Genomic DNA, 22,388 nt, shown 5'->3' on the forward strand with positions numbered 1-22,388 from the left:
CAGAAACCCTGTTGCCCCGGCTCGAACCCGGTTGCAACAATCGGTTAACCAAAACGAACGATCGTTCTTTTCAAGGAGAAACGCCATGAAAGTCTTCCGGTCGCTCGCCGCCGTCCTGGCGGCACTCGTGCTCTGCGCGGTGGCGCAGGCCGAACCCGTGACCCTGTCGGGCGTGAAGTACGAAGACAGCGCCGAGCTGCGGGGCGCGAAGCTGCAGCTCAATGGCGCCGGGGTGCGCTACAAGGCCGTCTTCAAGGTGTACACGGCCGGGCTGTACCTGCCGAAGAAGGCCGCCAGCACCGACGAGGTGCTGGCCATGCCGGGCGCCAAGCGCATGAGCATCACCATGCTGCGCGAGATCGACTCGGGCGAGCTGGGCAAGCTGTTCTCGCGCGGCATGGAGGACAACATGGACAAGACCGCGTTCTCCCGGCTGATCCCCGGGGTGATGCGCATGAGCCAGATCTTCAGCGAGCACAAGAAGCTCAACCCCGGCGAGAGCTTCATGATCGACTGGATTCCCGGCACCGGCGCCGTCGTCACGGTCAAGGGCGTCCCCCAGGGCGAGCCGTTCAAGGAGCAGGAGTTCTTCAACGCGCTGCTGCGCATCTGGCTGGGGCCCAACCCGGCCGACTGGAAGCTCAAGGAAGCCTTGCTGGGCAAGCCTGCCTAGAGCCAGGCGCCGATTTCGGCCAGCGAGTCGAGGAAGCCGTCGGCATCGACGGCGCGCACCGGCTGGCCATGGTTGTAGCCATAGCCGACCAGCAGCACCGGGCAGCCGGCCGCCCGCGCCGCGGCGGCATCGTTGCTCGAATCGCCGATCACCAGCGTGCGCGCCGGCGCCGAGCCGAGCGCGCGGCAAGCCTCCAGCAGCGGCAGCGGATCGGGCTTCTTGCGCTCGAAGGCGTCGCCGCCGAACACCGGCCCGAAGAACGCCAGCAGCTCCTTCTGCCGCAGCAGCTCGCGGGCGAAGCCGGTCGGCTTGTTGGTCACGCAAGCCAGGCGCAGGCCGGCATCACGCAACTGCTGCAGGCCCTGCCGCACGCCGGCATACACCGCCGCATGGCGGCCATTGATCCGGGCGTAGTGGCGCTGGTAGGCACTCCAGGCGGCTTCGTAGAGCGCCGGCTCGCCGCCGGCTTCGCGCAGGGCCGACCGCACCAGGTGCTCGGAACCCTTGCCGACCAGCCGCTCGACGGCGGCGGCAGGCAGCGCAGGCAACTCCAGTTCCGCCAGCGCGCCATTCAGGGCCACCGTGAAGTCACCCAGCGTGTCGATCAGGGTGCCGTCCAGGTCGACGATCGCGGCCTGCCATCCGGTGCGTGAGGTCATGCGGGCGAGTGTGCCGCATGGCTTGCTGCTCCTGCCGCTCAGGCCGGCACCGCCTCCAGTCGCGCGCGGCCCCAATGCCGGTGCTGGGCGATGGCGCCGATGAAGGCCTGTGCCAGCGGCACCCGCTCGGCCGGCTCTCCCTTGGCGATCAGCACGCCATCGGCCGACGGCGATCCCGGCCCCAGCCCCACCGGCCGCAGCAGTTCCGCCGCATCGCCGATCAGGCAGAGCGGCTTGCAGTGGCGGTAGGCTTCCAGCACGAAGTGCAGGGCACGGCCATCCTGCGCCAGCGCCCGGGCGTGCGCGGCCCCGCCCGGCACCAGCACCGCATCGAACGCCAGCGACGAGGTGGTCAGCAGGCACTGGTCAACCGGCAACTGCTGCCCGGACGAAGTGGACACCACGCCCAGGTGCGCCGCCACCACCTTCACGCTCACCTGCTGCTCGGCGAGGGCCTGCTGGATGATCTTGAGCGCGCCGATCTCGACGCCGGCCGCCACCAGAACCGCGACCCGGCGGGTGGCCACCGGGTTGTCGGCGCGCTCCATGCTGAGCGAGGGCGACGACTCCAGCGGCAGGCGGCCGCGCCGCTCGCGGAACCCGGCCCGGCCGGCGGCGGCCCGGGCGTCGGCCACCAGGCCCAGCGGCTCAGCCACCTTGCGCGCGAGCCGCGGATCGACGTGCGCCAGGTTGTCGACCAACCGCTGGCGGATCGCCGGCGTGTCCACGCGCGACAACTCGTACTGGAACGCGGCCACGATGTGGTCCTTCTCCGCCGCACCCTGGCTGTTCCAGAACAGGGCGGCCTGGCTGAAGTGGTCCTCGAAGCTGGCTGGCCGGCGCCGCTGCTTGGGCGATTCGATCGCCTCGGCGTGGCTCTGGAAGCCTTGCTGGCTGCCATCGACCCGGAATTCGGCCCCGCTGGCCAGCGTGTTGGGCTCATAGGCCACCGGGCCGGCCGGGATTTCGGCGCGATGCCGGCCATCGCGCTGGAAGTTGTGGAAGGGGCACAGGCTGCGGTTGATCGGCAGTTCGTGGAAGTTGGGCCCGCCCAAGCGGCCGACCTGGCTGTCGAGGTAGGCGAACAGCCGGCCCTGCAGCAGCGGGTCGCTGCTGAAGTCGATGCCCGGCACCAGGTGGGCCGGGTTGAAGGCCACCTGCTCGGCCTCGCAGAAGAAGTTCTCCGGGTTGCGGTTGAGGACCAGCTTGCCGACCCATTGCACCGGCACCAGCTCCTCCGGAATCAGCTTGGTGCAGTCCAGCAGGTCGATCCCCAGCGCGTCGGCCTTGCCCTCCTCCACCAGCTGCAGGCCGAGCTCCCATTCCGGAAAGGCGCCCTGCGCGATGGCTTCCCACAGGTCGCGCCGGTGGAAGTCGGGGTCCTCGCCGGCCAGGCGCCGGGCCTCGTCCGAGGCCAGCGCGTGGCAACCGAGCCGCGGGCGCCAGCGGAACTTGACGAAGTGCGCCGCCCCGTGCGCATTGACGAAGCGGAAGCTGTGCACGCCGAAGCCGTCCATCATCCGCCAGCTGCGCGGCACCGCCCGGTCCGACATCAGCCACATCAGCGCATGGGTGGTCTCCGGCGCCAGCGAGACGAAGTCCCAGAAGCTGTCGTGCGCACTGGACGCCTGCGGCATGCCGTGGTGCGGCTCGGGCCGCAGCGCATGCACGAAGTCGGGGAACTTCATCGCGTCCTGCACGAAGAACACCGGCGCGCTCGCGCCCACCAGGTCGTAGTTGCCCTCGCGCGTGTAGAACTTGACGGCGAAACCGCGCAGGTCGCGCACGGTGTCGGGCGAGCCGCGCTCGCCGGTCATGCCGCAAAAGCGCACGAACACCGGCGTGCGCAGCCCGGCTTCCTGCAGGAAGTCGGCGCTGGTGAACGGGCGCAAGGACTTGTACAGCTCGAAGAAGCCATGGGCACCGGCGCCGCGTGCGCCCACCACCCGCTCCGGAATCCGCTCGTGGTCGAAATGGGTGAGCTTCTCGCGCAGCTGGAAATCTTCCAGCAGCGTCGGCCCGCGCGCGCCGGCGCGCAGCGAATTGTGGTTGTCGGGAACCACCACCCCCTGGCTGGTGGTGAGCAGGCCCTCGGTCGGGCGAATGAAGGATTCGAGCTGCCTGTGCTTGGCGTTGGCGGCGTCGCCATTGCGGGATCGGCGCTGGGCGTCCGCCTTGGACTGGGCCATGGTTGCTCCTGGCTGCCGCATCCCCGCGCAGGAACGCAGGTGCGCACGGGTGTGTTCGGCTCAGGTATCGAGGTCGAGGGCGGCTTCGATCGTGTTGACGACCACCGCCAACGCGACCGCGGCGGCCCCGCCCGCGGCGCACCAAACCAGCCAGTCCGGCATTGCGGCGATCACTTCCACGGCTGCCTCCTTCCGACCCGCGTTCGAGGCCCCCCACTCTGCCAAGCTCATGGGGATCGGCCCGTAGCCCGGCAGCGGGCCGCTTCGTCCGACAGGGCCGGCAGCGAGCGTAGGAGCGAGCCGACAGCCGGACGGCGACAGCGCGGGCGGGCGCGGTCCTGAGAGGAAGGCGCCTGGCCTGGCCGGCTCAGCCGCCCAGCGCGCGGCGCATCGCGTCGATGACCGCGCGGTAGTCGGGCTGGCCAAAGATGGCGCTGCCGGCCACGAAGGTGTCGGCGCCGGCGGCTGCCACCCGCGCGATGTTGTCGGTCTTGATACCGCCATCGACCTCCAGCCGGATGTCCTTGCCGCAGGCCTCGATGCGCCGGCGCGCCTGTTCGACCTTGCGCAGGGCCGAGTCGATGAAGCCCTGGCCGCCGAAACCGGGGTTGACGCTCATGATCAGGATGAGGTCGATGTCGTCGATCAGCCAGTCCAGCACGTCCAGCGGCGCCGCCGGGTTGAACACCAGCCCGGCCTTGCATCCGCGCGCCCGGATCGCCTGCACGCTGCGGTGCGGGTGTGCGGTCGCGTCCGGGTGGAAGCTGATGTAGTCAGCGCCCGCTTCGGCGAAGGCCTGCGCCAGCGCATCGACCGGCTGCACCATCAGGTGCACATCCACCGGCACGGGCGTGCCGTCGGCCCGCTGCGCATGCGGCTTGAGCGCGGCGCACACCATCGGACCGAAGGTGAGGTTGGGCACGTAATGGTTGTCCATCACGTCGAAATGGATCCAGTCGGCGCCGGCGGCGATGACGTCGCGCACTTCCTGGCCCAGGCGCGCGAAATCCGCCGACAGGATGGACGGGGCGATGCGATGCGGGGTGCTCATGGCCCGATTCTCGCAGCCGCGACCCGCCGGGTACCATCGGGCGATGCCGCGGTACGAGTTCCGAGTGGAGGTGCAGCCCGACTACCTGCCCGAGCAATCGGCGCCGGAGCAGGGCGTGTTCAGCTTCTCCTACACCATCACCATCACCAACACCGGCGAAGTGGCGGCCCAGCTCATTTCGCGGCATTGGGTGATCACCGATGCCGCCGGGCAGGTGCAGGAAGTCAAGGGCCTGGGGGTGGTCGGCCACCAGCCGCTGCTGCAGCCCGGCCAGTCGTTCCAGTACACCAGCGGCTGCCGCCTGCGCACGCCCACCGGGAGCATGCAGGGCAGCTACTTCTGCGTCGCCGAGGACGGCGAACGCTTCGACACTGAAATCGCGCCCTTCCTGCTGGACGACGGCGCCAAGCGCGTGCTGCACTGAGGCGGCACGCCTTCCTGACGGGAGACGAATTGAACGAGATCACGGCCTTCTGGGGCGAGTGGCTGCGGCCCTCCGCCGGCCTGCCCACCGTGCAATGGTCGCTGCTGCTGGCGGTGGCCGCCGCCGCCGGCCACCTGGTGCAGCGGCACCTGGCCCTGCCCAAGGTGGTGGGCTATTCGGCGGTCGGCGCGATCGCCGGCCTGCTCGGCTTTCCCGGCGCCGCCTGGCCGCTGCAGGGCATCGGCCTGTTCCTGCTGGAGCTGGGCGTGTCGGTGGTGCTGTTCGAGACCGGCGGCCGCATCGCCTTGCGCTGGTTCCGGCACAACCCGATGGTGCTGCTGCAAAGCCTGCTGGAAGCGGCGCTGACCTACGCGGCGGTCTACTTCACCCTGCTGTGGCTCGGCGTGCGGCCCTCGGTGGCCGACGCGCTGGCCCTGATCTCGATCGCCTCCTCGCCGGCCGTGCTCAGCCGCGTGTTCGGCGACATGCGGGCGGCCGGGCCGGTGACCGAGCGCGTGATCGTGCTGGCCACGCTCGGCGCGCTGTACGCGCTGACGCTGGTGGCGGCGCGTGCCGGCATGATGCACAGCGAGGAAACCAACCTGCTGGCCCTGCTGTTCCCGGTGGCCGTGGTGCTGGGCCTGTCGGTGGTGGTCGGCGCCGGGCTGGCGCTGGTGCTGCGCACCGCGCTGCGCTTCATGATCCCGACCAGCGAGAACACCTCCATCCTGCTGATCACCAGCATCGCCGCCGGCACCGCGCTGGCCTCGCACTTCGGCGGCTCGGCGCCGCTGGCGGCGCTGCTGGCCGGCCTGCTGCTCAAGCAGCTCAATCCGCGCCCCTGGGCCTGGCCGCGCCAGCTCGGCACCGCCGCCTCGCTGCTGGTGATGCTGAGCTTCGTGCTGGTCTCGGTGGTCGCCGCCCAGGCCGACTGGAACCCGGCGGTGACCGGGCTGGTGCTGGCGCTGGTGGCTGCACGCGGGCTGGCCAAGATATTCGGCGCGCTGCTTGCCAACCCCGGCAGCGGCACCAGCTGGAAGCAGGCGCTGATGACCGGTGCGGCGATGTCGCCGATGTCCTCGCTAGCGCTGCTGCTGGTGGCGCAATTTACCGCCGCCTCCCCCTCGCTGGGGCCGCGCATCGCCAGCATCGCCCTGCCGGCGATCCTGCTGGTGGAAGTGCTGGGCGCGATCGTCGCCACCTTCGTGATCCAGCGCGCCGGCGAAGGCACGCGCCCGGAGCCGACCGCGGGCACCCCCGCCTCGGGGGTGCAGCGTGCCTGAACCCGTGCTGCACGACCTCACCCCCGCCGGCGACTCGGCGCACGACGCGCCGGAGCTGGAGCCGTTCCGCCGGTCCGCGCCGCTGACACTGGGCGTGGAGCTGGAGCTGCAGCTGGTCAACACCCACGACTACGACCTGGCGCCCTACTCCGACGAGATGCTGCGCCTGATGCGCAAGCTGGAGCTGCCCGGCTCGGTGGTGCCCGAGATGACCTCGAGCATGATCGAGATCTCCACCGGCGTGTGCGACTCCACCGCGCACGTGCTGGGCGAGCTGAGCCAGCTGCGCGACGCACTGGTGCGCTGCGCCGACAAGCTCAACATCGCGGTGGTGGGCGGCGGCACCCACCCGTTCCAGCAGTGGCACCAGCAGCGCATCTACGACCGGCCGCGCTTTCGCGAGCTGTCCGAGCTGTACGGCTACCTGTCCAAGCAGTTCACCATCTTCGGCCAGCACGTGCACGTGGGCTGCCCCGGCGCCGACGAGGCGCTGCTGATGCTGCACCGGATGTCGCGCTACATCCCGCACTTCATCGCGCTGTCGGCCTCGTCTCCCTACGTGCAGGGCCAGGACACCCAGTTCGATTCGGCCCGGCTGAATTCGGTGTTCGCCTTCCCGATGTCGGGCCGGGCGCCGTTCACGCTGTCTTGGGACGGCTTCGAGGCCTTCTTCGCCAAGACCACCCGCACCGGCGTGGTCAAGAGCATGAAGGACTTCTACTGGGACATCCGGCCCAAGCCCGAGTACGGCACGATCGAGATCCGGGTGTTCGACACGCCGCTGACCATCGAGCGGGCCGCCGCGCTGGCCGGGCTGGTGCAGTCGCTGGCGTCGTGGTTCCTGCACGACCAGCCCTTCATGCCGGCCGAGGACGACTACATGGTCTACACCTACAACCGCTTCCAGGCCTGCCGCTTCGGACTGGAGGCGGTGTACGTGGACCCGGTCAGCGGCCGCCACATGCCGCTGCGCGAGCACATCCAGCTCACGCTGCAGCAGATCGCGCCGCACGCCCAGCGGCTGGGCGCCTGGCCGGCCATCGAGCAGGTGGTGCAGGAGGCCGGCAAGAGCCTGAACGACGCCCGCTGGCTGCGCCGCCAGCAGATGCGCGAGCGCCTGCTGGCCGAGGTGGTGCGCCAGGCCGGCGAGCGCTTCAAGGGCCGGGGCTGAGGCGGCCGGCCGCGCGGCCGGCCGGCACGAAGGGGCTCAGCCGACGATGCGGCTGACGTCCACCAGGTACATCTGGCGGTCGCCCTCGTGGACCGAATCGATGCACACCTGGCGGCCGTCGCGGCTCCAGCGCGGGTGCAGGTCGCAGCGGTTCTCCTTGCTCAGCTTCGGGTCGGCGTAGAAGCTGCCCAGGTCGTGCCGCACGCCGGTCTCGACGTCGTACAGGAACAGGATGCGCTCGTGCGTCGAGGCGTCGGGGTAGGTGTCGCTCAGCAGCCAGCGCTTGTTCACCGGCGAGAAGGTCATGTGGCCGTTCTCGGTCAGCACATCGGTGCCCACGGCCCGCACCGCGCCGCCGTCGGCATCCTCGTAGAGCTGGTAGTGGATCTCGCCGGCGTGCGGGCCCCAGACGACGATCTCGCGGTCGGTGCGCCACAGCGGGTGCGAGATCTGGTACTCCGACTTCTCGTAGTCGAAGGTGCCCACCGCCGACGGATCGAAATCCGCCGCCAGCTGCGGCAGCGGGTGGTCCGAGCACTCCAGCAGGCGCAGGTCCGAGCCGTCGGGGTTCATGGTGATCAGGCGGTGCAGGAAGCAGGTCTCGTCCTGCACCCGCTCGGTCCAGCGGTGCAGGAACAGCACGCGCGAGGACGCCGGGTTGATCTCGATGTGGCTGACCCAGTGCAGCGCCCGCTCCATCGACGCGCGCGGATGGAACTCGCGCAGCTGCCGGTAGCTGACCACCAGCCGGGCCTCTCCCGTGGCCAGGTCCATGTGGTGGATGCCGTCGTCGGCCGGCGCGAGCGGCAGCTCGAAGCGGCCGCCGTGCTCGCTGTAGCCGATGGTCTCGTGCGTCACGTACAGCCGCCGGTAGTCCACGCACAGGGCGTAGCGGCTGTCGGGCGCGACCACGTACACCGGCAGCGGCAGCTCGCGGCGCGCGCCGCTGTCCACATCGACGATCACGCTGCCGAAGCCCGGGTAGCGGCCGTTGGCACCGTCGCGCCGCTCGTTGTGGATCAGCTTGAGCCCCGGGGCGGCGTCCAGCCACTGCAGCTGGCTGCCCATCTGCCAGTTCCAGGCGCGCGTCTCGCCCACGCGCACGAAACGATCGCCCTGGGCCAGGTCGAAGTAGCCGATGCCGGCGGCCAGTTCGGGCGTCAGCCGCGCGTCCTTCCACGGCACCTGCTGTGCCAGCAGGTAGCGCCCGCTGCGATCCCAGTTGGTCTTGTTGTAGTAGCCGAAGAAGTGGTGCTGGGCGCCATCGCCCACCCGTCGCACCGGGCAGGGCGACTTCACGATTCCATGTTGCATGCTCAATCCGCGGCCAGTCCGGCTTTCTGGATGACGGCATCCCAGCGCTGCTTCTCCGCGGCGATGAACCGGGTCGCCGCCTCGCGGCTGTTGGCCACCGGCGTCATGCCCTGGGCCGCCAGCGCCTCCACGAATTCGGGGCTGGTGATGATCTTGCGGATGTCGGCGCTCAGGCGGTCGGCGATCGCATCGGGCACCTTGGCGCCCACGGCCACCGTGGTCCACGAGGTCGCCTCGAAGCCGGGCAGGCCGGACTCGGCCACCGTCGGCACCTCGGGCAGCGCGGCCGAGCGCGCCTTGCCGGTGATGGCCAGCGCCTTGAGCTTGCCGGCGCGCACGTGCGGCAGGGTGGTCGGGGGGTTCTCGAACATCAGCTGGATCTGCCCGCCCAGCAGGTCGTTCAGGGCCGCCGAGCTGCCCTTGTAGGGCACGTGCGTCATCGGCGCCTCGGCCGTGAACCGGAACAGCTCGCCGATCATGTGGACCGAGGAGCCGATGCCGGCCGAGCCGAAGTTGATCGCGCCCGGCTCGCGTCGCGCCAGTGCCACCAGCTCCTTGACGTTGGCCGCAGGCAGCGCCGGGTTGGCCACGATCACGTGCGGCATCTCGGCCAGCACGGTCAGCACCTTGAAGTCGGTCGACGGGTTGTAGGGCAGCTTCTTGTAGACGCCATAGGTGGCATGCAGGCCGATCGAGCCGAGCATCAGCGTGTAGCCGTCGGCCGGTGCATCCACCACCGCCTTGCCGCCGATGTGGCCGCCGGCGCCCGGCCGGTTGTCCACCACCACCGACTGCTTGTACACGCGCGACAGGCGCTCGGCCAGCATGCGGGCCTGCACGTCGGAGCTGCCGCCGGCGGTGAAGGGCACGACGATGCGCAGGCCCCGGTTGGGGAAGTCCTGCTGCGCGAGTGCCTGCGCCGGCACGGCGAGCGTGGCGAGTACGGCAGCGGCGCAGACGAAGCCGCGGCGGCTGGTGCGAGCGTTCATTGGAGTCTCCTCGGAAAGCCCCGCCATCGGGGCCATGGGAAAAGTCTAGGGTGCGCAGACCAGTCCATAAAATGCTTTGTTCCCAACACCCCATGCAGATCCGATATACCCCGCGCACCCCATGACCCGCCCGCTGCAGTTCCGCCAGATCGAAGCCTTCCGCGCGGTCATGCAGACCGGCACGACCACCGCCGCCGCCACCGTGCTGCACACCACCCAGCCCTCGGTGAGCCGGCTGCTGGGCCAGATGGCGGCCGCCACCGGGCTGAAGCTGTTCGAGGCCGAGCGCGGGCGCTTGCGGCCCACCCGGGAGGCGCGCGACCTGTTCGAGGTGATCGAGCGCAACTTCCTCGGGCTGGCCCGGATCGAGCAGCGCGTGGCCGTGCTGCGCCACGCCGGCGCCGGCACGCTGCGCATCGGCAGCACGCCGGCGCTGGGCCTGAGCGTGCTGCCGCGCACGGTCGCGGCACTGCGCCGCCAGCACCCCGAGGTGCACGTCAGCCTGCACACCCGCGGCGGGCTCCAGCTGTGGGAAGGCCTGCACGGCGGCGCCTTCGACCTGGTGCTGTCCACCATGCCCTCCAGCATGGCGCCGGCCTCGGCCACGGTGCTGCACCGGGCCGCCGTGGTGTGCGTCATGCACCCGGACCACCCGCTGGCCGGGCGGCAGCGCCTGCACGTGCGCGACCTGCGCCAGCAGACGCTGCTGACGCTGCCCGCCGACGACGACCTGCAGCTGCAGCTGCAGCGGCTGCTGCACGAGTACGGCGTGCAGCCCGTGGGCGGCATCGAGACCAGCTATTCGTTCACCATCTGCCGGCTGGCCGCCGAGGGCGCCGGCGTCGGGGTGGTGAACCCGTACGTGGCCTCGGTGTTCGCGCGCGACCTGCGCATCGTGCCGCTGCTGCCGCGGCGCGACGTGCAGGTGGTGCTGGGCCATGCCCCGCACCTGGCGCCCTCGCGCATGGCCGACGCGTTCGTGGCCCTGGTGGCGGCCGAGTTGAAACGGATCTAGTCGGCCGCCCCGGCGGCGCCGCCACCGTCCTACAGCCGCGCCGCTGCGGCCCTCCCAGAATGCCCCCAGCACCCGATCCGCGGGTGCCCGGACCGGAGGCTTGCCAGATGTCGATCATCGGAACCATCGTCGTCGGTTTCATCGTCGGGCTGCTGGCCCGCGCCCTCAAGCCCGGCGACGACAAGCTGGGGCTGGTCATGACCACCCTGCTGGGCATTGCCGGCGCCTTCCTCGCGCGCTACGCCGGCATGGCGCTGGGCTGGTACCGCGAGGGCGAGCCGGCCGGCTGGATCGCCTCCATCGTCGGCGCCATCGTGCTGCTGGTGATCTACGGCCTGGTGCGCGGCAGCTCGCGCCGCACCTGATCCCACCGTGGGCGGCCAGCCGCCGCGCAGCGGGCGGTTATCCTCGCCCGACCCATGGGTGAATTCGAGCTGATCGACCGCTTCTTCCTGCGCCGCGGGCGGCCCGCCTCTGCGCAGGTGCCGCTGGGCGTCGGCGACGACTGCGCGCTGCTGGCGCCTTCGCCCGGCCACGAACTGGCGGTCTCGTGCGACATGCTGCTGGAAGGGCGGCACTTCCTGTCCACCGTGGACCCGCGGCGCCTGGGCCACAAGGCGCTGGCGGTCAACCTGAGCGACCTGGCCGCCTGCGGCGCTCGGCCGCTCGCCTTCACGCTGGCGCTGGCGCTGCCGGCGGCCGACGAGGCCTGGCTGGCGGCGTTCTCGCAGGGCCTGTTCGCGCTGGCCGATGCCCATGGCTGCGAGTTGGCCGGGGGCGACACCACGCGCGGCCCGCTGGCCATCTGCATCACGGTGTTCGGCGAGGTGCCGCGCGGGCAGGCGCTGCTGCGCTCGGGCGCGCGCGCCGGCGACGACGTCTGGGTCAGCGGCTCGCTCGGCGATGCGCGGCTGGCGCTCGAGGTGTTCCGCGGCACGCTGTCGCTGCCGCCGGCGCTGTTCGAACCGGCGCGCGAGCGCATGGAGCGGCCCACGCCCCGCGTGGCGCTGGGGCAGGCGCTGCGCGGCATCGCGAGCGCCGCGATCGACGTCAGCGACGGGCTGCTGGGCGACCTGGGCCACCTGCTGCGGCGCTCCGGCGCCGGCGCCACCCTCGAGGCGGCGGCCGCCCTGGAACTGCTGGCCGTGCGCCGGCCGGCCGCGGCCGCCGGGAGCCTGCCGGACCCGCAAGTCCAGCTGGACTGCGTGCTGGCCGGCGGCGACGACTACGAACTGGCCTTCACCGCGCCGCCCCAGCACCGCGCCGCCGTGGAAGCCGCGGGCGCGGCCAGCGGCACGCCGGTCACCCGCATCGGCCGCGTCGATGCCGAGCCCGGCCTGCGCCTGCTCGATGCCGCCGGCCAAGCGCTCGAGCGCCCCTTGCGCTCCTACGACCATTTCGCCTGAAGGCCGCGCCTGTCCGCGCCCGCGGCAGGCAGGCCGTTGTGGAAGGCACATGCTGCACCGCCTGCTGCTCCTCGCCGCCCTCTGGCTGCCGCTGGCGGCGCTGCCGCAGCCGCGCAGCTACCTGGCCACCGTGGTCCACGTCACCGACGGCGACACGGTCTGGGTGCGCCCTTCCTGGGGCGGGCCGGCCATCCAGGTGCGCATCCAGGGCATCGACGCGCCCGAGTCCTGCCAGCGCTTCGGCCTGCAGGCGCGGATGGCGCTGCAGCAGCGCCTGCTGCGCCAGCCGGTGCGGGTCGACGAGCGCGGCCGCGACGACTACCGGCGCACGCTGGCGCGCCTGCAGTGGTCGGGGCACGACGTGGGCAGCTGGCTGGTGTTCAGCGGGCTGGCCTGGTCCTATCGCTACCGGCGCGATCCCGGCCCCTACGCCGGCCTACAGGCGCAGGCGCGCCAGGCCCGCCGCGGGCTGTGGAGCGACAGCCAACCCGTCGAGCCGGCGCGGTTTCGCAAGCTGCACGGCCCCTGCGCGCCGCCCGACCCGCGCTGAGCGCAGGCGCCACCGGCCCCCGCTACCATTGGCCGCATGAGCGTGCCGCTGCCTTCGTCCCTGGAAGCACCCCTGCGAACCGTGGGCGGGCGACCCAGCGCGCACTTCATGTTGTCGCACCCAGCCCATCTCATCGCACTGGGATTCGGCTGCGGGCTCAGCCCGGTGGCCCCCGGCACCGTCGGCACGCTGTGGGCCTGGGTCTCGTTCGGCGTGCTGCAGGCCTGGCTGTCGCCGGCCGCGCTCGGCTGGGCGGTGCTGGCCAGCGTGCCGGTGGGCTGGTGGGCCAGCACCGTCACCGCGCGCAGCCTGGGCGTGGCCGACCCCGGCGCCATCGTGGTCGACGAGATCATGTCGTTCTGGCTGGTGCTGTGGCTGCTGACGCCGGCCGGCTGGCTGGCGCAGCTGCTCGCGTTCGCACTGTTCCGATACTTCGACGCGGCCAAGCCCGGTCCGGTCGGCTGGGCCGACCGCCTGTTCCATGGCTTTGGCTGGCGCGGCGGGCTCGGCGTGATCGTCGACGACCTGGTCGCCGCCTTCTGCACGCTGCTGGTGCTGGCCCTGGGGGTTCGATTCGCATGGATGCTCGCCTGAACGCCTTGTGCGAGGAACTGGCGCAGGTTTTGCGCGGCCGCGGCTGGATGCTGGCCAGCGCCGAGAGCTGCACCGGCGGCCTGATCGCCGCCGCCTGCACCGCGCTGCCGGGCTCGAGCAACTGGTTCGAACGGGGCTTCGTCACCTACTCCAACGCGGCCAAGACCGAGCTGCTGGGCGTGGACGAGCAGGCCATCGCCAGCCACGGCGCGGTCAGCGAAGTGGTGGCGCGCGCCATGGCGTTCGGCGCCCTGCGCCGCTCGCGCGCGCAGGCGGCGGTCGCGGTCACCGGCATCGCCGGGCCGGACGGCGGCAGCGCCGACAAGCCGGTCGGCACCGTCTGGTTCGGCTTCTCGGTGGACGGCCACCTGTCGAGCGAGACCGTCCGGTTCGACGGCGATCGACAAGCCATCCGGGAAGCCACCGTGCAGCATGCACTCGCGCGCCTGCTGGCGCTGCTCCAGGGAGCCTGACATGAACGAACCCGACGCAATTGGCCAAAACAGCGGACGCGCCCTGGCATCGCAGCACGACAAGGCGCAGCGAATGGTGCAACTGCATGCGCAACCGGGCTGCTTCGTGATCCCGAACTTCTGGGACGTGGGCTCGGCCCGGCTGCTGGAGTCGCTGGGCTTCCAGGCGCTCGCCAGCAGCAGCGCCGGCTTCGCCTTCTCGCGCGGGCTGCCCGACATGGGCGTGACGCGCCAGGCCAAGCTGCAGCACCTGCGCGAGGTCTGCGCCGCCACTTCGCTGCCGGTCAGCGCCGACCTGCAGAACGGCTTCGGCCACCGGCCGGAAGACGCGGCCGAAACCATCCGCCTGGCGGCGCAAGCGGGCGTGGTCGGCGGCTCGATCGAGGACTGCCGCGGACCGGTGGACGACCCGATCTACGAGCTGTCGCTGGCGCGCGAGCGCGTGCAGGCCGCGGCCGAGGCGGCCCGCGCGCTGCCGTTCCCGTTCACCCTGACCGCCCGTGCCGAGAACCACCTGTGGGGGCGCGACGACCTGGACGACACGATCCGCCGGCTGCAGGCCTACGAAGCCGCCGGCGCCGACGTGCTGTTCGCCCCGGGACTGAAGACGGCCGGGCAGATCCGCGCCGTGCTGGCGGCCGTGACCAAGCCGGTCAACGTGATCATGGGCGCGCCCGGCATGGGGCTGGACCTCGCGCAGCTGCAGGCGATGGGCGTGCGCCGCATCAGCGTGGGCGGCTCGCTGGCGCGCACCGCCTATGCCGCGCTGCTGGCGGCCGGCCGCGAGATGCGCGACCAGGGCACCTTCGGCTATGCGCGCGAGGTGCCGTCCACCGACTGGTTCAACGACGCCTTCGGCGGCTGATCGCCGCCGGCCCGGCCCAGGGCCGGTGCGGCGTGCACGCCCAGTTGCGCCAGCCGCCGGGCCAGCGCCAGCACCGCCCGGTCCTTGCTCAGCAGCGTGCAGCGCTGCTGCACCGCCAGGTCGATGAACATCTGGTCGTCGGGGTCGCGGCAGCACAGTGGCGCCCGCGGCGCCGCCGGCAGCGGCTGCGCGTACCGGTCGAAAGCGGCGAGCACGTCGTGCGGCGCCACCCGCGTGTTGGCCAGCCAGGGCACCAGCTGCGGATAGTCCAGCACCCGCTGCAGTTCCTCGCGCATGGCCGCCGTGGCCAGCCAGTGCAGTTGCCCGGCGACCAATCCGTCATGCAGCGGCCGTGCGGCCGGGTCGCCGAACAGGAAGGCGTCCAGCACGATGTTGGTGTCAAGCACCAGCCGCTGCATCGCCTTCCTTCGCCCGGGCCGAACCGGCCACCATGTCGAAGCGGAACAGCCGGCACTCGATCGGGCCGTTCCACAGGGGCACGCGGCGCGATTCCTTCAGCCGCATGCGCGAGGGCAGCTTCAGGTCCGGTGTCAGCACCCAGGCCGTCCAGCCGGCGTAGTGCCGCTTCCAGTGCGCCGCCAGCGCCGCGAAGAAGTCCTGGCCATCCTCGGCCTGCGGCCGCTCGCGCCCGCGCTGGGCCCGGCCGGCCACGCCGGCGGTCTCGATGCGCTCGCCGTAGGGCGGGTTGAGCAGCATCAGCCCGGGCGCCTCGCACGGCGGCAGGCGCTGCAGCGCATCGCCGCCGCGCAACTCGATGGCGGCGGCGACGCCGGCGCGCTCGGCGTTGCGGCGCGCGAAATCGACCATGCGGAAGGCGACGTCGCTGCCGAACACGGGCGCGGTGGCCGGGTGCTGCGCGGCCCGCGCCTCATCCTTCAGCTGCTGCCAGACGTGCGGCTGGAACGGCAGCAGGCGCTCGAAGCCGAAGCGCCGCAGGCTGCCCGGCGCGATGCCGCAGGCCAGCTGCGCCGCCTCGATCGCCACCGTGCCACTGCCGCAGCAGGGGTCGTACAGCGGCCGGTCGGCCTGCCAGCCGCTGGCGGCGATCATGGCGGCCGCCAGCGTCTCCTTCAACGGCGCCTCGCCCTTGTCCTCGCGCCAGCCGCGCTTGAACAGCGGCTCGCCGCTGGTGTCGATGTAGAGCGTGCAGTGGCTGGCCGTGAGGTGCGCGAACAGGCGCACATCGGGCCGCTGCGTGTCCACGTCCGGCCGGCTGCCGGCCTTGGCGCGGAACCGGTCGGCCACCGCGTCCTTGATCTTCAGCGCGGCGAAATTGAGGCTCTTGAGCGGGCTGTGCTGCGCCGTGATCTCCACCTTGAAGCTCTGGCGCGGCGTGAACCAGGCCTCCCAGCCGACCACCGCCGCGGCTTCGTACAGGTCGGGCTCGGATCGGTAGGGGGTGTGCGACAGCTGCACCAGCACGCGCTGCGCCAGCCGGCTGTGCAGGTTCAGCCGCAGCGCCTCGCGCCAGCCGCTGCGCGCGATCACGCCGCCGCGTCCGACCAGCAGGTCCTCGCCAACCAGTCCGGTCAGTGCATGCACCTCGTCGGCCAGCAAGTCCTCGACACCTGCCGCGCAGGGCAGGAACAATTGAAGGTTCATGGGTTACAGCGCCTTGCGCAGGTTGGCGGGCGCGATTCGCAGCGCCTCGCGGTACTTGGCCACCGTACGGCGCGCGCACTCGATGCCCTGCTCCTTGAGCATGTCCGAAATGCGGCTGTCCGACAGCGGCCGGGCGGCGTCCTCGGCGGCCACCAGCTGCCGGATCAGGGCCCGCACCGCCGTCGACGAAGCGTTGCCGCCGGTCTCGGTGCCCAGGGCGGAGCCGAAGAAGTACTTGAGCTCGAAGGTGCCCAGCGGGGTGGCCATGTACTTGGCGGTGGTCACGCGCGAGATGGTGGATTCGTGCAGCCCCAGCTCGTCGGCGATCTCGCGCAGCACCAGCGGGCGCATGGCCAGTTCGCCGTGCACGAAGAAGTTCTTCTGCCGCTCGACGATCGCGGTGGACACCCGCAGGATGGTGTCGAAGCGCTGCTGGATGTTCCGGATGAACCAGCGCGCCTCCTGCAGCCGCTGCTGCAGCGCCTGGTGGCCCTCGCCGCGATGGGCCTTGAGCGCGCCGGCATAGGCGTCGTGCACCCGCAGGCGCGGCAGCACGTCGGGGTTGAGCTGCACCCGGAAGCGGAACGGGCTGCCGGCCGCGGCCGGGCTGACCAGCACGTCGGGCACCACGATGTTGCGCTCGACGTCGGCGAAGCGGCGGCCCGGCTTGGGTTCGAGCCGGGTGACCAGCGCGATGCCGGCCTTGACCTGTGCCTCGGACAGACCGCACAACTGCGCCAGGCGCCGGACGTCGCGCCGCGCCAGCAGGTCCATCGGCTGGGCGCAGAGCGCCAGCGCGGCATCGCAGGCCTCGGGGTCGGCGATCTCGCCGCGCCGGGCCTGCAGTTGCAGCTGCAGGCATTCGGCCAGCGAACGGGCACCCACGCCGGGTGGATCGAGGTGCTGCAGCAGGCGCAGCGCCACCGTGAAGCGGTGGACCAGCTCTTCCTGCTGCGGCAGGTCGCCGGGCGCCAGGGCCGCGGCCAGGGCTTCGGGCGGATCCTCCAGGTAGCCGTCATCGTCGAGCGACTCGATCAGGAAGCGCAGCGCCGCCTGGTCCTCCGGCGCCAGCCGCAGCAGCAGCGCCTGCCGGTGCAGGTGGTCCTGCAGCGACTCGTGCCGGCGCGCCAGCTCGATCGCGTCGCCGCCGTCCTCGCCGCCAGCATCATTGCGGCGCGCGGGCGCCTCGCCACCCCACTCGCCATCGTCGGGCACCAGCTCGATGCTGCCGTCGCCATCCCAGTCGTGCGGTTGCGCCGTCTCCGCGTCGCCGACCGGCGCGGCATCCAGCGCGGCGGCCTCGTACGCCGCCTCTTCGCGCTCGGTCGCCGGTGGCGGGGTGTCGGCCTGCGCGATCCCGAATTCCTCGCGCGGCGCCTCCTCGGGCGCGACTTCGAGGAACGGGTTGTCGCCGAGCATCTGCTCGACCTCCTGGGCCAGCTCGAGCGTGGAAAGCTGCAGCAGGCGGATCGACTGCTGCAGCTGCGGCGTCAGCGCGAGGTGCTGCGAGACCCGAAGCGACAGCCCCTGCTTCATGGGTGCCCCCGGCGCGCCATGGCTACATTCGGAAGTGCTCGCCGAGGTAGACCCGGCGCACGTCGGCGTTGTCGACGATCTCCGAAGGCGTGCCCTGCGCCAGCACCTCGCCCTCGCTGATGATGTAGGCGTGGTCGCAGATGCCCAGCGTCTCGCGCACGTTGTGGTCGGTGATCAGCACGCCGATGCCGCGCGACTTGAGGAAACCGATGATGCGCTGGATCTCGATGACGGCGATCGGGTCGATGCCGGCGAACGGCTCGTCCAGCAGGATGAAGCGCGGCTGGGTGGCCAGCGCCCGCGCGATCTCGACCCGGCGGCGCTCGCCGCCGGACAGCGCCGGTGCCGGCGAGTCGCGCAGGTGGTCGACCCGCAGGTCCTGCAGCAGCGCGCTCAGGCGCTCCTCGATCGCCTCCGGCGCCAGCGGCTGGCCGTCCGGGCCGCGCTGCAGCTCCAGCACCGCGCGCACGTTCTCCGCCACGTTGAGCTTGCGGAAGATCGATGCCTCCTGCGGCAGGTAGGACAGGCCCAGCCGCGAGCGCCGGTGGATCGGCATGTGCTCCACGGCCCGGCCATCGATCGAGATCTCGCCGGCATCGGCGCGCACCAGGCCGACGATCATGTAGAAGGAGGTGGTCTTGCCGGCGCCGTTCGGGCCCAGCAGGCCGACCACCTCGCCGTTGTCCACGCCCAGCGACACGTCCTTGACCACCGCCCGGCTGCCGTAGGTCTTGCGCAGGTGGCGCGCCTCCAGCCGGCTGCGCCCGGCCGGCACCTGCGGCGTGGCCAGCGCCGCTTCGGCCAGGTCCATCTTCACCGCGCGTCCCCGCGCAGCGTCGTGCTCGGCCGCAGCTGGGCCGGCGGTGCGGCCGGCCGGGCGCCGGCCGCCGGCGCCGAGGCCGCATCGCGCGGCGCCAGCACCGCGCGCACGCGGCCACCGGGCGTGGGCGAGCTCGGGCCGCCGTCGACGGTGAACACGTCGGTGGTGTTGTCGTAGGTGATCAGGCTGCCGCTGGTCTCGTCGGCCAGGGTGGCGCCGCGGTAGCGCCGCATCTCGGCGCGGCGGATGAACTTGACGCGATCGGCCTTGCCGTCGTACTCGATCACCTCGCCTTCGCCCTCGATGTACTCGTCGACCCCCTCGCGCTTCTGGCGGAAGAAGGCCCGCTCGCCCGGCGCCGCCGTCACCACGCCGTGCTGGTAGCCCTCGGGGTCCTGCCGCACGTCGACTCGCGCGCCCCGGACCAGGATGGTGCCCTTGGTCAGCACCACCCGGCCGGTGAACACGCTGGTCTGGTTCAGGTCGTCGTAGCGCAGCGCGTCGGCCTCGACGTTCATGGGCTGGTTGCGGTCGGCCCGTTCCGCATGGACCGGCAGCGCCAGGGCGCTCAGCGCGACGACAAGGGCGGGAAGAAGGATCTTCATAAAGGCACGAATCTTGCTGGCCATTGTACGGGCGACCTTGGCCGGGTTCCGCCACAAACGAAAGGCCCGCCGAAGCGGGCCGGTGCGGCGGACAGGCAGGCGCCGGCCGATCAGCGCGCCTTGCGGGCCTCGGCGATCAGGAACTCGGCGACCTGCACGGCGCGCGGCATGCTGCCGGCCATGGAGCCGTCGGTGTACCAGCGGCCGGCGACGCCGAGCGCGGGCACGCCCTCGACCTTGTACGCGTCCTGCAGCTGGGCGGCCTTGCGCGCCTTGGTCGAGACGCCGAAGGAGTTGTAGGTCTCCTGGAACTTCGCCTTGTCCAGGCCGTTCTTGGCCGCCCAGTCGAGGATCGGGCCTTCCTTGTCCAGCGGCTGGCGCTCGACGTGGATGGCGTGGAACACCTTGCGATGCAGCTGGTCGAGCTTGCTCATGGCTTCCAGCGTGTAGAACAGGCGCTGCTGCGGCACGAAGCTGTCGCGGAAGGCGACCGGCACCCGGCGCAGCACCACGTCCGCCGGCAGGCGCTTCTGCCAGGCCTCCAGCTGCGGCTCGAAGGCATTGCAGTGCGGGCAGGCGTACCAGAAGAATTCCACCACCTCGACCTTGCCGGTGGGCGCTTCGGTCGACGCGCGCTTGTCCAGCGTCTTGTAGTCGGCGCCGTCCTCCGGCTTCTGCTGGGCCCAGGCCAGCGGCGCCAGGCCCAGGCCGGCGGCGGCAACGGCGCAGGCGGCGCCCGCGGAGAACTCACGTCGGTTCATGTCGGTCTTTCACTCCTTGAGTTGGGCTCAGAGCGCGGCGCCCGGGACTTGGTTCCCGCCGGCCGTCAGCGCTGCACGCGCACCAGGGCCGTCTCCAGGCCGACGGCATCGAGCTTTTCCTTGCTGCGGTCGGCGTCGTCCTTGCGCTCGAACGGACCGACCCGCACGCGGAACACCTGGCGGCCGGACTGCTCGCGCTCGGTGACGCGCGCCTCGACCCCCATCAGCGACAGCTTGGCGCGCTGGGTCTCGGCGTCCTCGGCGGTGCGGAAGGCACCCACCTGCACGAAATAGAGGAAGGGGTCGGCCGCCGGAGCGGCCGAGCGGGCAGCGGCGAAGTCGCCCAGCGGGTCGGCCGAACCGGACGCGCCGGGCGCGGGCTTGCCCGTCACCGCCGGCGGCGCGGAGACCGGGCCCGCATCGGCCGGCGCCGCCGGCGCTGCCGGCGGCAGCGGCTTGGCCGGGTTCTTGCCGTACAACGGCGCGTTCGGATCCCAGTCCTTGTTCTTCTTGGTCTCGGCCGCGTCCTGCTCGGCCGTGCGGCCGGTGTGCTTGCTGACGAAGGGTACCGGCACCTTGGTGACGTAGACCGCCACCGCCAGCGCGGCGCCCAGCCCGATCAGGACCCCGATCACGAGGCCGACCAGCAGATTGCCGCGCTGTCTTTTCAATTTCCTGCTCACATCTTCTCCGGGGCGCCGACGCCGAGCAGCGCCAGCCCGTTGCGCAGCACCTGCGCGGTGGCTGCCACCAGCGCCAGCCGCGCCCGCTTCAGCGACTCGTCATCCACCAGGATGCGCTCGGCATCATAGTAGGAGTGGTAGCTGCTCGCGAGCTCGCGCAGGTAGAAGGTCACGTCGTGCGGCGCGAAGTCGGCCGCGGCGGCGGCCAGCATGTCGGGGTACTTCGCCAGCGCCAGCATCAGGGACAGCGCCGCCGGGCTGTCCAGCGCCGACAGGTCGGCGCCGGCCAGCGTCGCCGCGTCGCCCCCCCACGCCGCCAGCACCGAGCAGATGCGGGCATGGGCGTACTGCACGTAATAGACCGGGTTGTCGTTGTTCTGCGCCAGCGCCAGGTCGACGTCGAACACGTATTCGGTGTCGGGCTTGCGCGACAGCAGGAAGAAGCGCACCGCGTCCTTGCTGGTCCACTCGATCAGGTCGCGCAACGTCACGTAGCTGCCGGCGCGCTTGGAGATCTTGACCTCCTGGCCGCCGCGCATGACGCGCACCATGGTGTGCAGCACGTAGTCCGGGTAGCCGGCCGGGATGCCGGCGCCGGCCGCCTGCAGGCCGGCGCGCACCCGCGCGATGGTGCCGTGGTGGTCGGTGCCCTGAATGTTCACTGCCTTGCGGAAGCCCCGCTCCCACTTGCTGATGTGGTAGGCCACGTCCGGCACGAAGTAGGTGAAGCTGCCGTCGGACTTGCGCATCACGCGGTCCTTGTCGTCGCCGTAGTCGGTCGACTTCAGCCACAGCGCGCCGTCCTGCTCGTAGGTCTTGCCGGCCTCCTGCAGCCGGCGCACCGTGGCATCGACCTTGCCGCTGGTGTACAGGCTCGACTCCAGGTAGTAGTGGTCGAACTTGACGGCGAAGGCCTGCAGGTCCAGGTCCTGCTCGTGGCGCAGGTAGGCCACCGCGAACTGGCGCATGCCGTCCAGGTCGTCGACGTCGCCGGAGGCGGTGAATTCGCGGTCGTCCGCCTTCACGGTCTTGCCCGCCAGGAAGTCCTGCGCGATGTCGGCGATGTAGTCGCCGTTGTAGGCGGACTCGGGCCAGCCGGCATCGCCGGGCTTCAGGCCGCGCGCGCGCGACTGCACGGACAGCGCCAGGGTGGCGATCTGCACGCCGGCGTCGTTGTAGTAGAACTCGCGCCAGACGTCCCAGCCCTGGCTGGCGTACAGGTTGCAGATCGCGTCGCCCAGCGCGGCCTGGCGGCCGTGACCCACGTGCAGCGGGCCGGTGGGATTGGCCGAGACGAACTCCACCATCATGCGCTGGCCGCTGGCCGGCCGCTGGCCGAAGCGGGCGCCGGCCTGCAGCACCTCGCGCACCACCTGCTGCTTGGCGGCGGGCTTGAGGCGGATGTTCAGGAAGCCGGGCCCGGCGATCTCGACTGCATCGACCCAGCGCTGGAAAGCGGGCGACGGCAGCAGTTCGGCCTTGAGGCTCTCGGCCACCTGCCGCGGGTTGAGCTTGAGCGGCTTGGCCAGTTGCATGGCCGCGGTGCACGCCAGGTCGCCGTGCGCCGCCGCCTTGGGCGACTCGAACGCAGCCTTCGCGCCGGCGCCCGGCGACAGGCGGTCCAGCCCGGACGCGAGTGCGCCGAGCAATTCTTCTTTCACAAGGAGCATCGAGGGATTCTAAGGAGGCAGGCGATCCGACGCC

Annotated in this window: 24 protein-coding genes; 11 read left to right on the forward strand and 13 right to left on the reverse strand. The window is 71.5% G+C overall.

Going from position 1 to position 22,388, the window contains the following annotated elements; translation table 11 throughout:
• Positions 1-85 precede the first annotated feature (85 nt).
• Positions 86-673, forward strand: a complete 588-nt coding sequence (locus PE066_RS10070; protein WP_271236401.1) for a chalcone isomerase family protein — start codon at positions 86-88, stop codon at positions 671-673.
• Here the strand turns inward: PE066_RS10070 and gph are convergent.
• The 3 genes from gph to rpe all read right to left on the reverse strand — a co-directional run bounded on the left by gph (position 670) and on the right by rpe (position 4,572).
• Complete coding sequence (gph, locus tag PE066_RS10075; RefSeq protein ID WP_271236402.1) at positions 670-1,332, reverse strand: phosphoglycolate phosphatase; 663 nt, start codon at positions 1,330-1,332, stop codon at positions 670-672. The genes PE066_RS10070 and gph overlap by 4 nt on opposite strands.
• A gap of 38 nt (positions 1,333-1,370) precedes the next feature.
• Positions 1,371-3,521, reverse strand: coding sequence for a catalase (locus PE066_RS10080; protein ID WP_271236403.1), 2,151 nt, complete (start codon positions 3,519-3,521; stop codon positions 1,371-1,373).
• Positions 3,522-3,888: 367 nt separating this feature from the next.
• Positions 3,889-4,572, reverse strand: coding sequence for a ribulose-phosphate 3-epimerase (gene rpe, locus PE066_RS10085; RefSeq protein ID WP_271236404.1), 684 nt, complete (start codon positions 4,570-4,572; stop codon positions 3,889-3,891).
• Positions 4,573-4,615: 43 nt separating this feature from the next.
• Between rpe and apaG the strand changes: the two genes are divergently transcribed.
• Genes apaG through PE066_RS10100 form a run of 3 tightly spaced genes read left to right on the forward strand, consistent with a single transcriptional unit; the run spans position 4,616 to position 7,450 of the window.
• The gene (gene apaG / locus PE066_RS10090) at positions 4,616-4,996 is read left to right on the forward strand and encodes a Co2+/Mg2+ efflux protein ApaG (protein WP_271236405.1); all 381 of its coding nucleotides are present in this window, start codon (positions 4,616-4,618) and stop codon (positions 4,994-4,996) included.
• A 29-nt stretch (positions 4,997-5,025) separates the two neighbouring features.
• On the forward strand, positions 5,026-6,279 hold the full coding sequence (locus PE066_RS10095; RefSeq protein ID WP_271236406.1) for a cation:proton antiporter: 1,254 nt from the start codon (positions 5,026-5,028) through the stop codon (positions 6,277-6,279).
• A 55-nt stretch (positions 6,280-6,334) separates the two neighbouring features.
• Positions 6,335-7,450, forward strand: a complete 1,116-nt coding sequence (locus PE066_RS10100) for a YbdK family carboxylate-amine ligase (RefSeq protein ID WP_271236552.1) — start codon at positions 6,335-6,337, stop codon at positions 7,448-7,450.
• 36 nt (positions 7,451-7,486) lie between these two features.
• Here PE066_RS10100 and PE066_RS10105 read toward each other — a convergent pair whose 3' ends face one another.
• Together PE066_RS10105 and PE066_RS10110 are read right to left on the reverse strand one after the other, a co-directional pair.
• A complete protein-coding gene (locus PE066_RS10105) occupies positions 7,487-8,764 on the reverse strand; it encodes a hypothetical protein (RefSeq protein WP_271236407.1) in 1,278 nt (425 codons plus the stop codon).
• A 2-nt stretch (positions 8,765-8,766) separates the two neighbouring features.
• The gene (locus PE066_RS10110; RefSeq protein ID WP_271236408.1) at positions 8,767-9,753 is read right to left on the reverse strand and encodes a Bug family tripartite tricarboxylate transporter substrate binding protein; all 987 of its coding nucleotides are present in this window, start codon (positions 9,751-9,753) and stop codon (positions 8,767-8,769) included.
• A gap of 121 nt (positions 9,754-9,874) precedes the next feature.
• On the opposite strand from PE066_RS10110, the gene PE066_RS10115 reads away from it, so the two are divergent.
• From PE066_RS10115 to PE066_RS10145, 7 genes are all read left to right on the forward strand, one after another.
• Positions 9,875-10,768 carry a LysR substrate-binding domain-containing protein gene (locus PE066_RS10115; RefSeq protein ID WP_271236409.1) on the forward strand — a complete coding sequence of 298 codons (894 nt, stop codon included), beginning with the start codon at positions 9,875-9,877 and terminating at the stop codon, positions 10,766-10,768.
• Between the two features lie 107 nt (positions 10,769-10,875).
• Positions 10,876-11,133 (forward strand): GlsB/YeaQ/YmgE family stress response membrane protein, encoded by a 258-nt coding sequence (locus PE066_RS10120; protein WP_271236410.1) that lies wholly within the window; start codon positions 10,876-10,878, stop codon positions 11,131-11,133.
• Positions 11,134-11,187: 54 nt separating this feature from the next.
• Positions 11,188-12,174: a thiamine-phosphate kinase gene (thiL, locus tag PE066_RS10125; RefSeq protein ID WP_271236411.1), complete on the forward strand. Its 987-nt coding sequence runs from the start codon at positions 11,188-11,190 to the stop codon at positions 12,172-12,174.
• A 49-nt stretch (positions 12,175-12,223) separates the two neighbouring features.
• Positions 12,224-12,724, forward strand: coding sequence for a thermonuclease family protein (locus tag PE066_RS10130; RefSeq protein ID WP_271236412.1), 501 nt, complete (start codon positions 12,224-12,226; stop codon positions 12,722-12,724).
• Between the two features lie 36 nt (positions 12,725-12,760).
• Positions 12,761-13,318 (forward strand): phosphatidylglycerophosphatase A family protein, encoded by a 558-nt coding sequence (locus tag PE066_RS10135; RefSeq protein WP_271236413.1) that lies wholly within the window; start codon positions 12,761-12,763, stop codon positions 13,316-13,318.
• Positions 13,303-13,791 (forward strand): CinA family protein, encoded by a 489-nt coding sequence (locus tag PE066_RS10140; RefSeq protein ID WP_271236414.1) that lies wholly within the window; start codon positions 13,303-13,305, stop codon positions 13,789-13,791. The genes PE066_RS10135 and PE066_RS10140 overlap by 16 nt, the downstream gene beginning before the upstream one ends.
• Positions 13,792-13,834: 43 nt before the next feature.
• A complete protein-coding gene (locus PE066_RS10145; protein WP_271236553.1) occupies positions 13,835-14,656 on the forward strand; it encodes an isocitrate lyase/PEP mutase family protein in 822 nt (273 codons plus the stop codon).
• Here the strand turns inward: PE066_RS10145 and PE066_RS10150 are convergent.
• The 8 genes from PE066_RS10150 to argS all read right to left on the reverse strand — a co-directional run bounded on the left by PE066_RS10150 (position 14,602) and on the right by argS (position 22,354).
• Complete coding sequence (locus PE066_RS10150) at positions 14,602-15,063, reverse strand: putative toxin-antitoxin system toxin component, PIN family (protein WP_336298457.1); 462 nt, start codon at positions 15,061-15,063, stop codon at positions 14,602-14,604. The two genes, PE066_RS10145 and PE066_RS10150, sit on opposite strands and share 55 nt — an antisense overlap.
• Positions 15,056-16,279: a THUMP domain-containing class I SAM-dependent RNA methyltransferase gene (locus tag PE066_RS10155; RefSeq protein ID WP_271236416.1), complete on the reverse strand. Its 1,224-nt coding sequence runs from the start codon at positions 16,277-16,279 to the stop codon at positions 15,056-15,058. The genes PE066_RS10150 and PE066_RS10155 overlap by 8 nt, the downstream gene beginning before the upstream one ends.
• Before the next feature lie 3 nt (positions 16,280-16,282).
• Positions 16,283-17,815, reverse strand: a complete 1,533-nt coding sequence (locus PE066_RS10160) for an RNA polymerase factor sigma-54 (protein ID WP_271236417.1) — start codon at positions 17,813-17,815, stop codon at positions 16,283-16,285.
• A 22-nt stretch (positions 17,816-17,837) separates the two neighbouring features.
• Positions 17,838-18,626, reverse strand: coding sequence for an LPS export ABC transporter ATP-binding protein (lptB, locus tag PE066_RS10165; protein WP_271236554.1), 789 nt, complete (start codon positions 18,624-18,626; stop codon positions 17,838-17,840).
• Positions 18,627-18,628: 2 nt separating this feature from the next.
• Complete coding sequence (gene lptA, locus PE066_RS10170) at positions 18,629-19,240, reverse strand: lipopolysaccharide transport periplasmic protein LptA (protein ID WP_271236418.1); 612 nt, start codon at positions 19,238-19,240, stop codon at positions 18,629-18,631.
• Positions 19,241-19,350: 110 nt separating this feature from the next.
• Entirely contained in the window at positions 19,351-20,001 is a 651-nt protein-coding gene (locus PE066_RS10175) for a thiol:disulfide interchange protein DsbA/DsbL (RefSeq protein ID WP_271236419.1), read from the reverse strand.
• Positions 20,002-20,066: 65 nt separating this feature from the next.
• Positions 20,067-20,672 (reverse strand): SPOR domain-containing protein, encoded by a 606-nt coding sequence (locus PE066_RS10180; protein ID WP_271236420.1) that lies wholly within the window; start codon positions 20,670-20,672, stop codon positions 20,067-20,069.
• Positions 20,673-20,680: 8 nt separating this feature from the next.
• On the reverse strand, positions 20,681-22,354 hold the full coding sequence (gene argS, locus PE066_RS10185; RefSeq protein WP_271236421.1) for an arginine--tRNA ligase: 1,674 nt from the start codon (positions 22,352-22,354) through the stop codon (positions 20,681-20,683).
• Positions 22,355-22,388: the final 34 nt, after the last annotated feature.

The organism is Ramlibacter tataouinensis (assembly GCF_027941915.1).
GTDB classification, from domain to species: Bacteria; Pseudomonadota; Gammaproteobacteria; order Burkholderiales; family Burkholderiaceae_C; genus Ramlibacter; species Ramlibacter tataouinensis_C.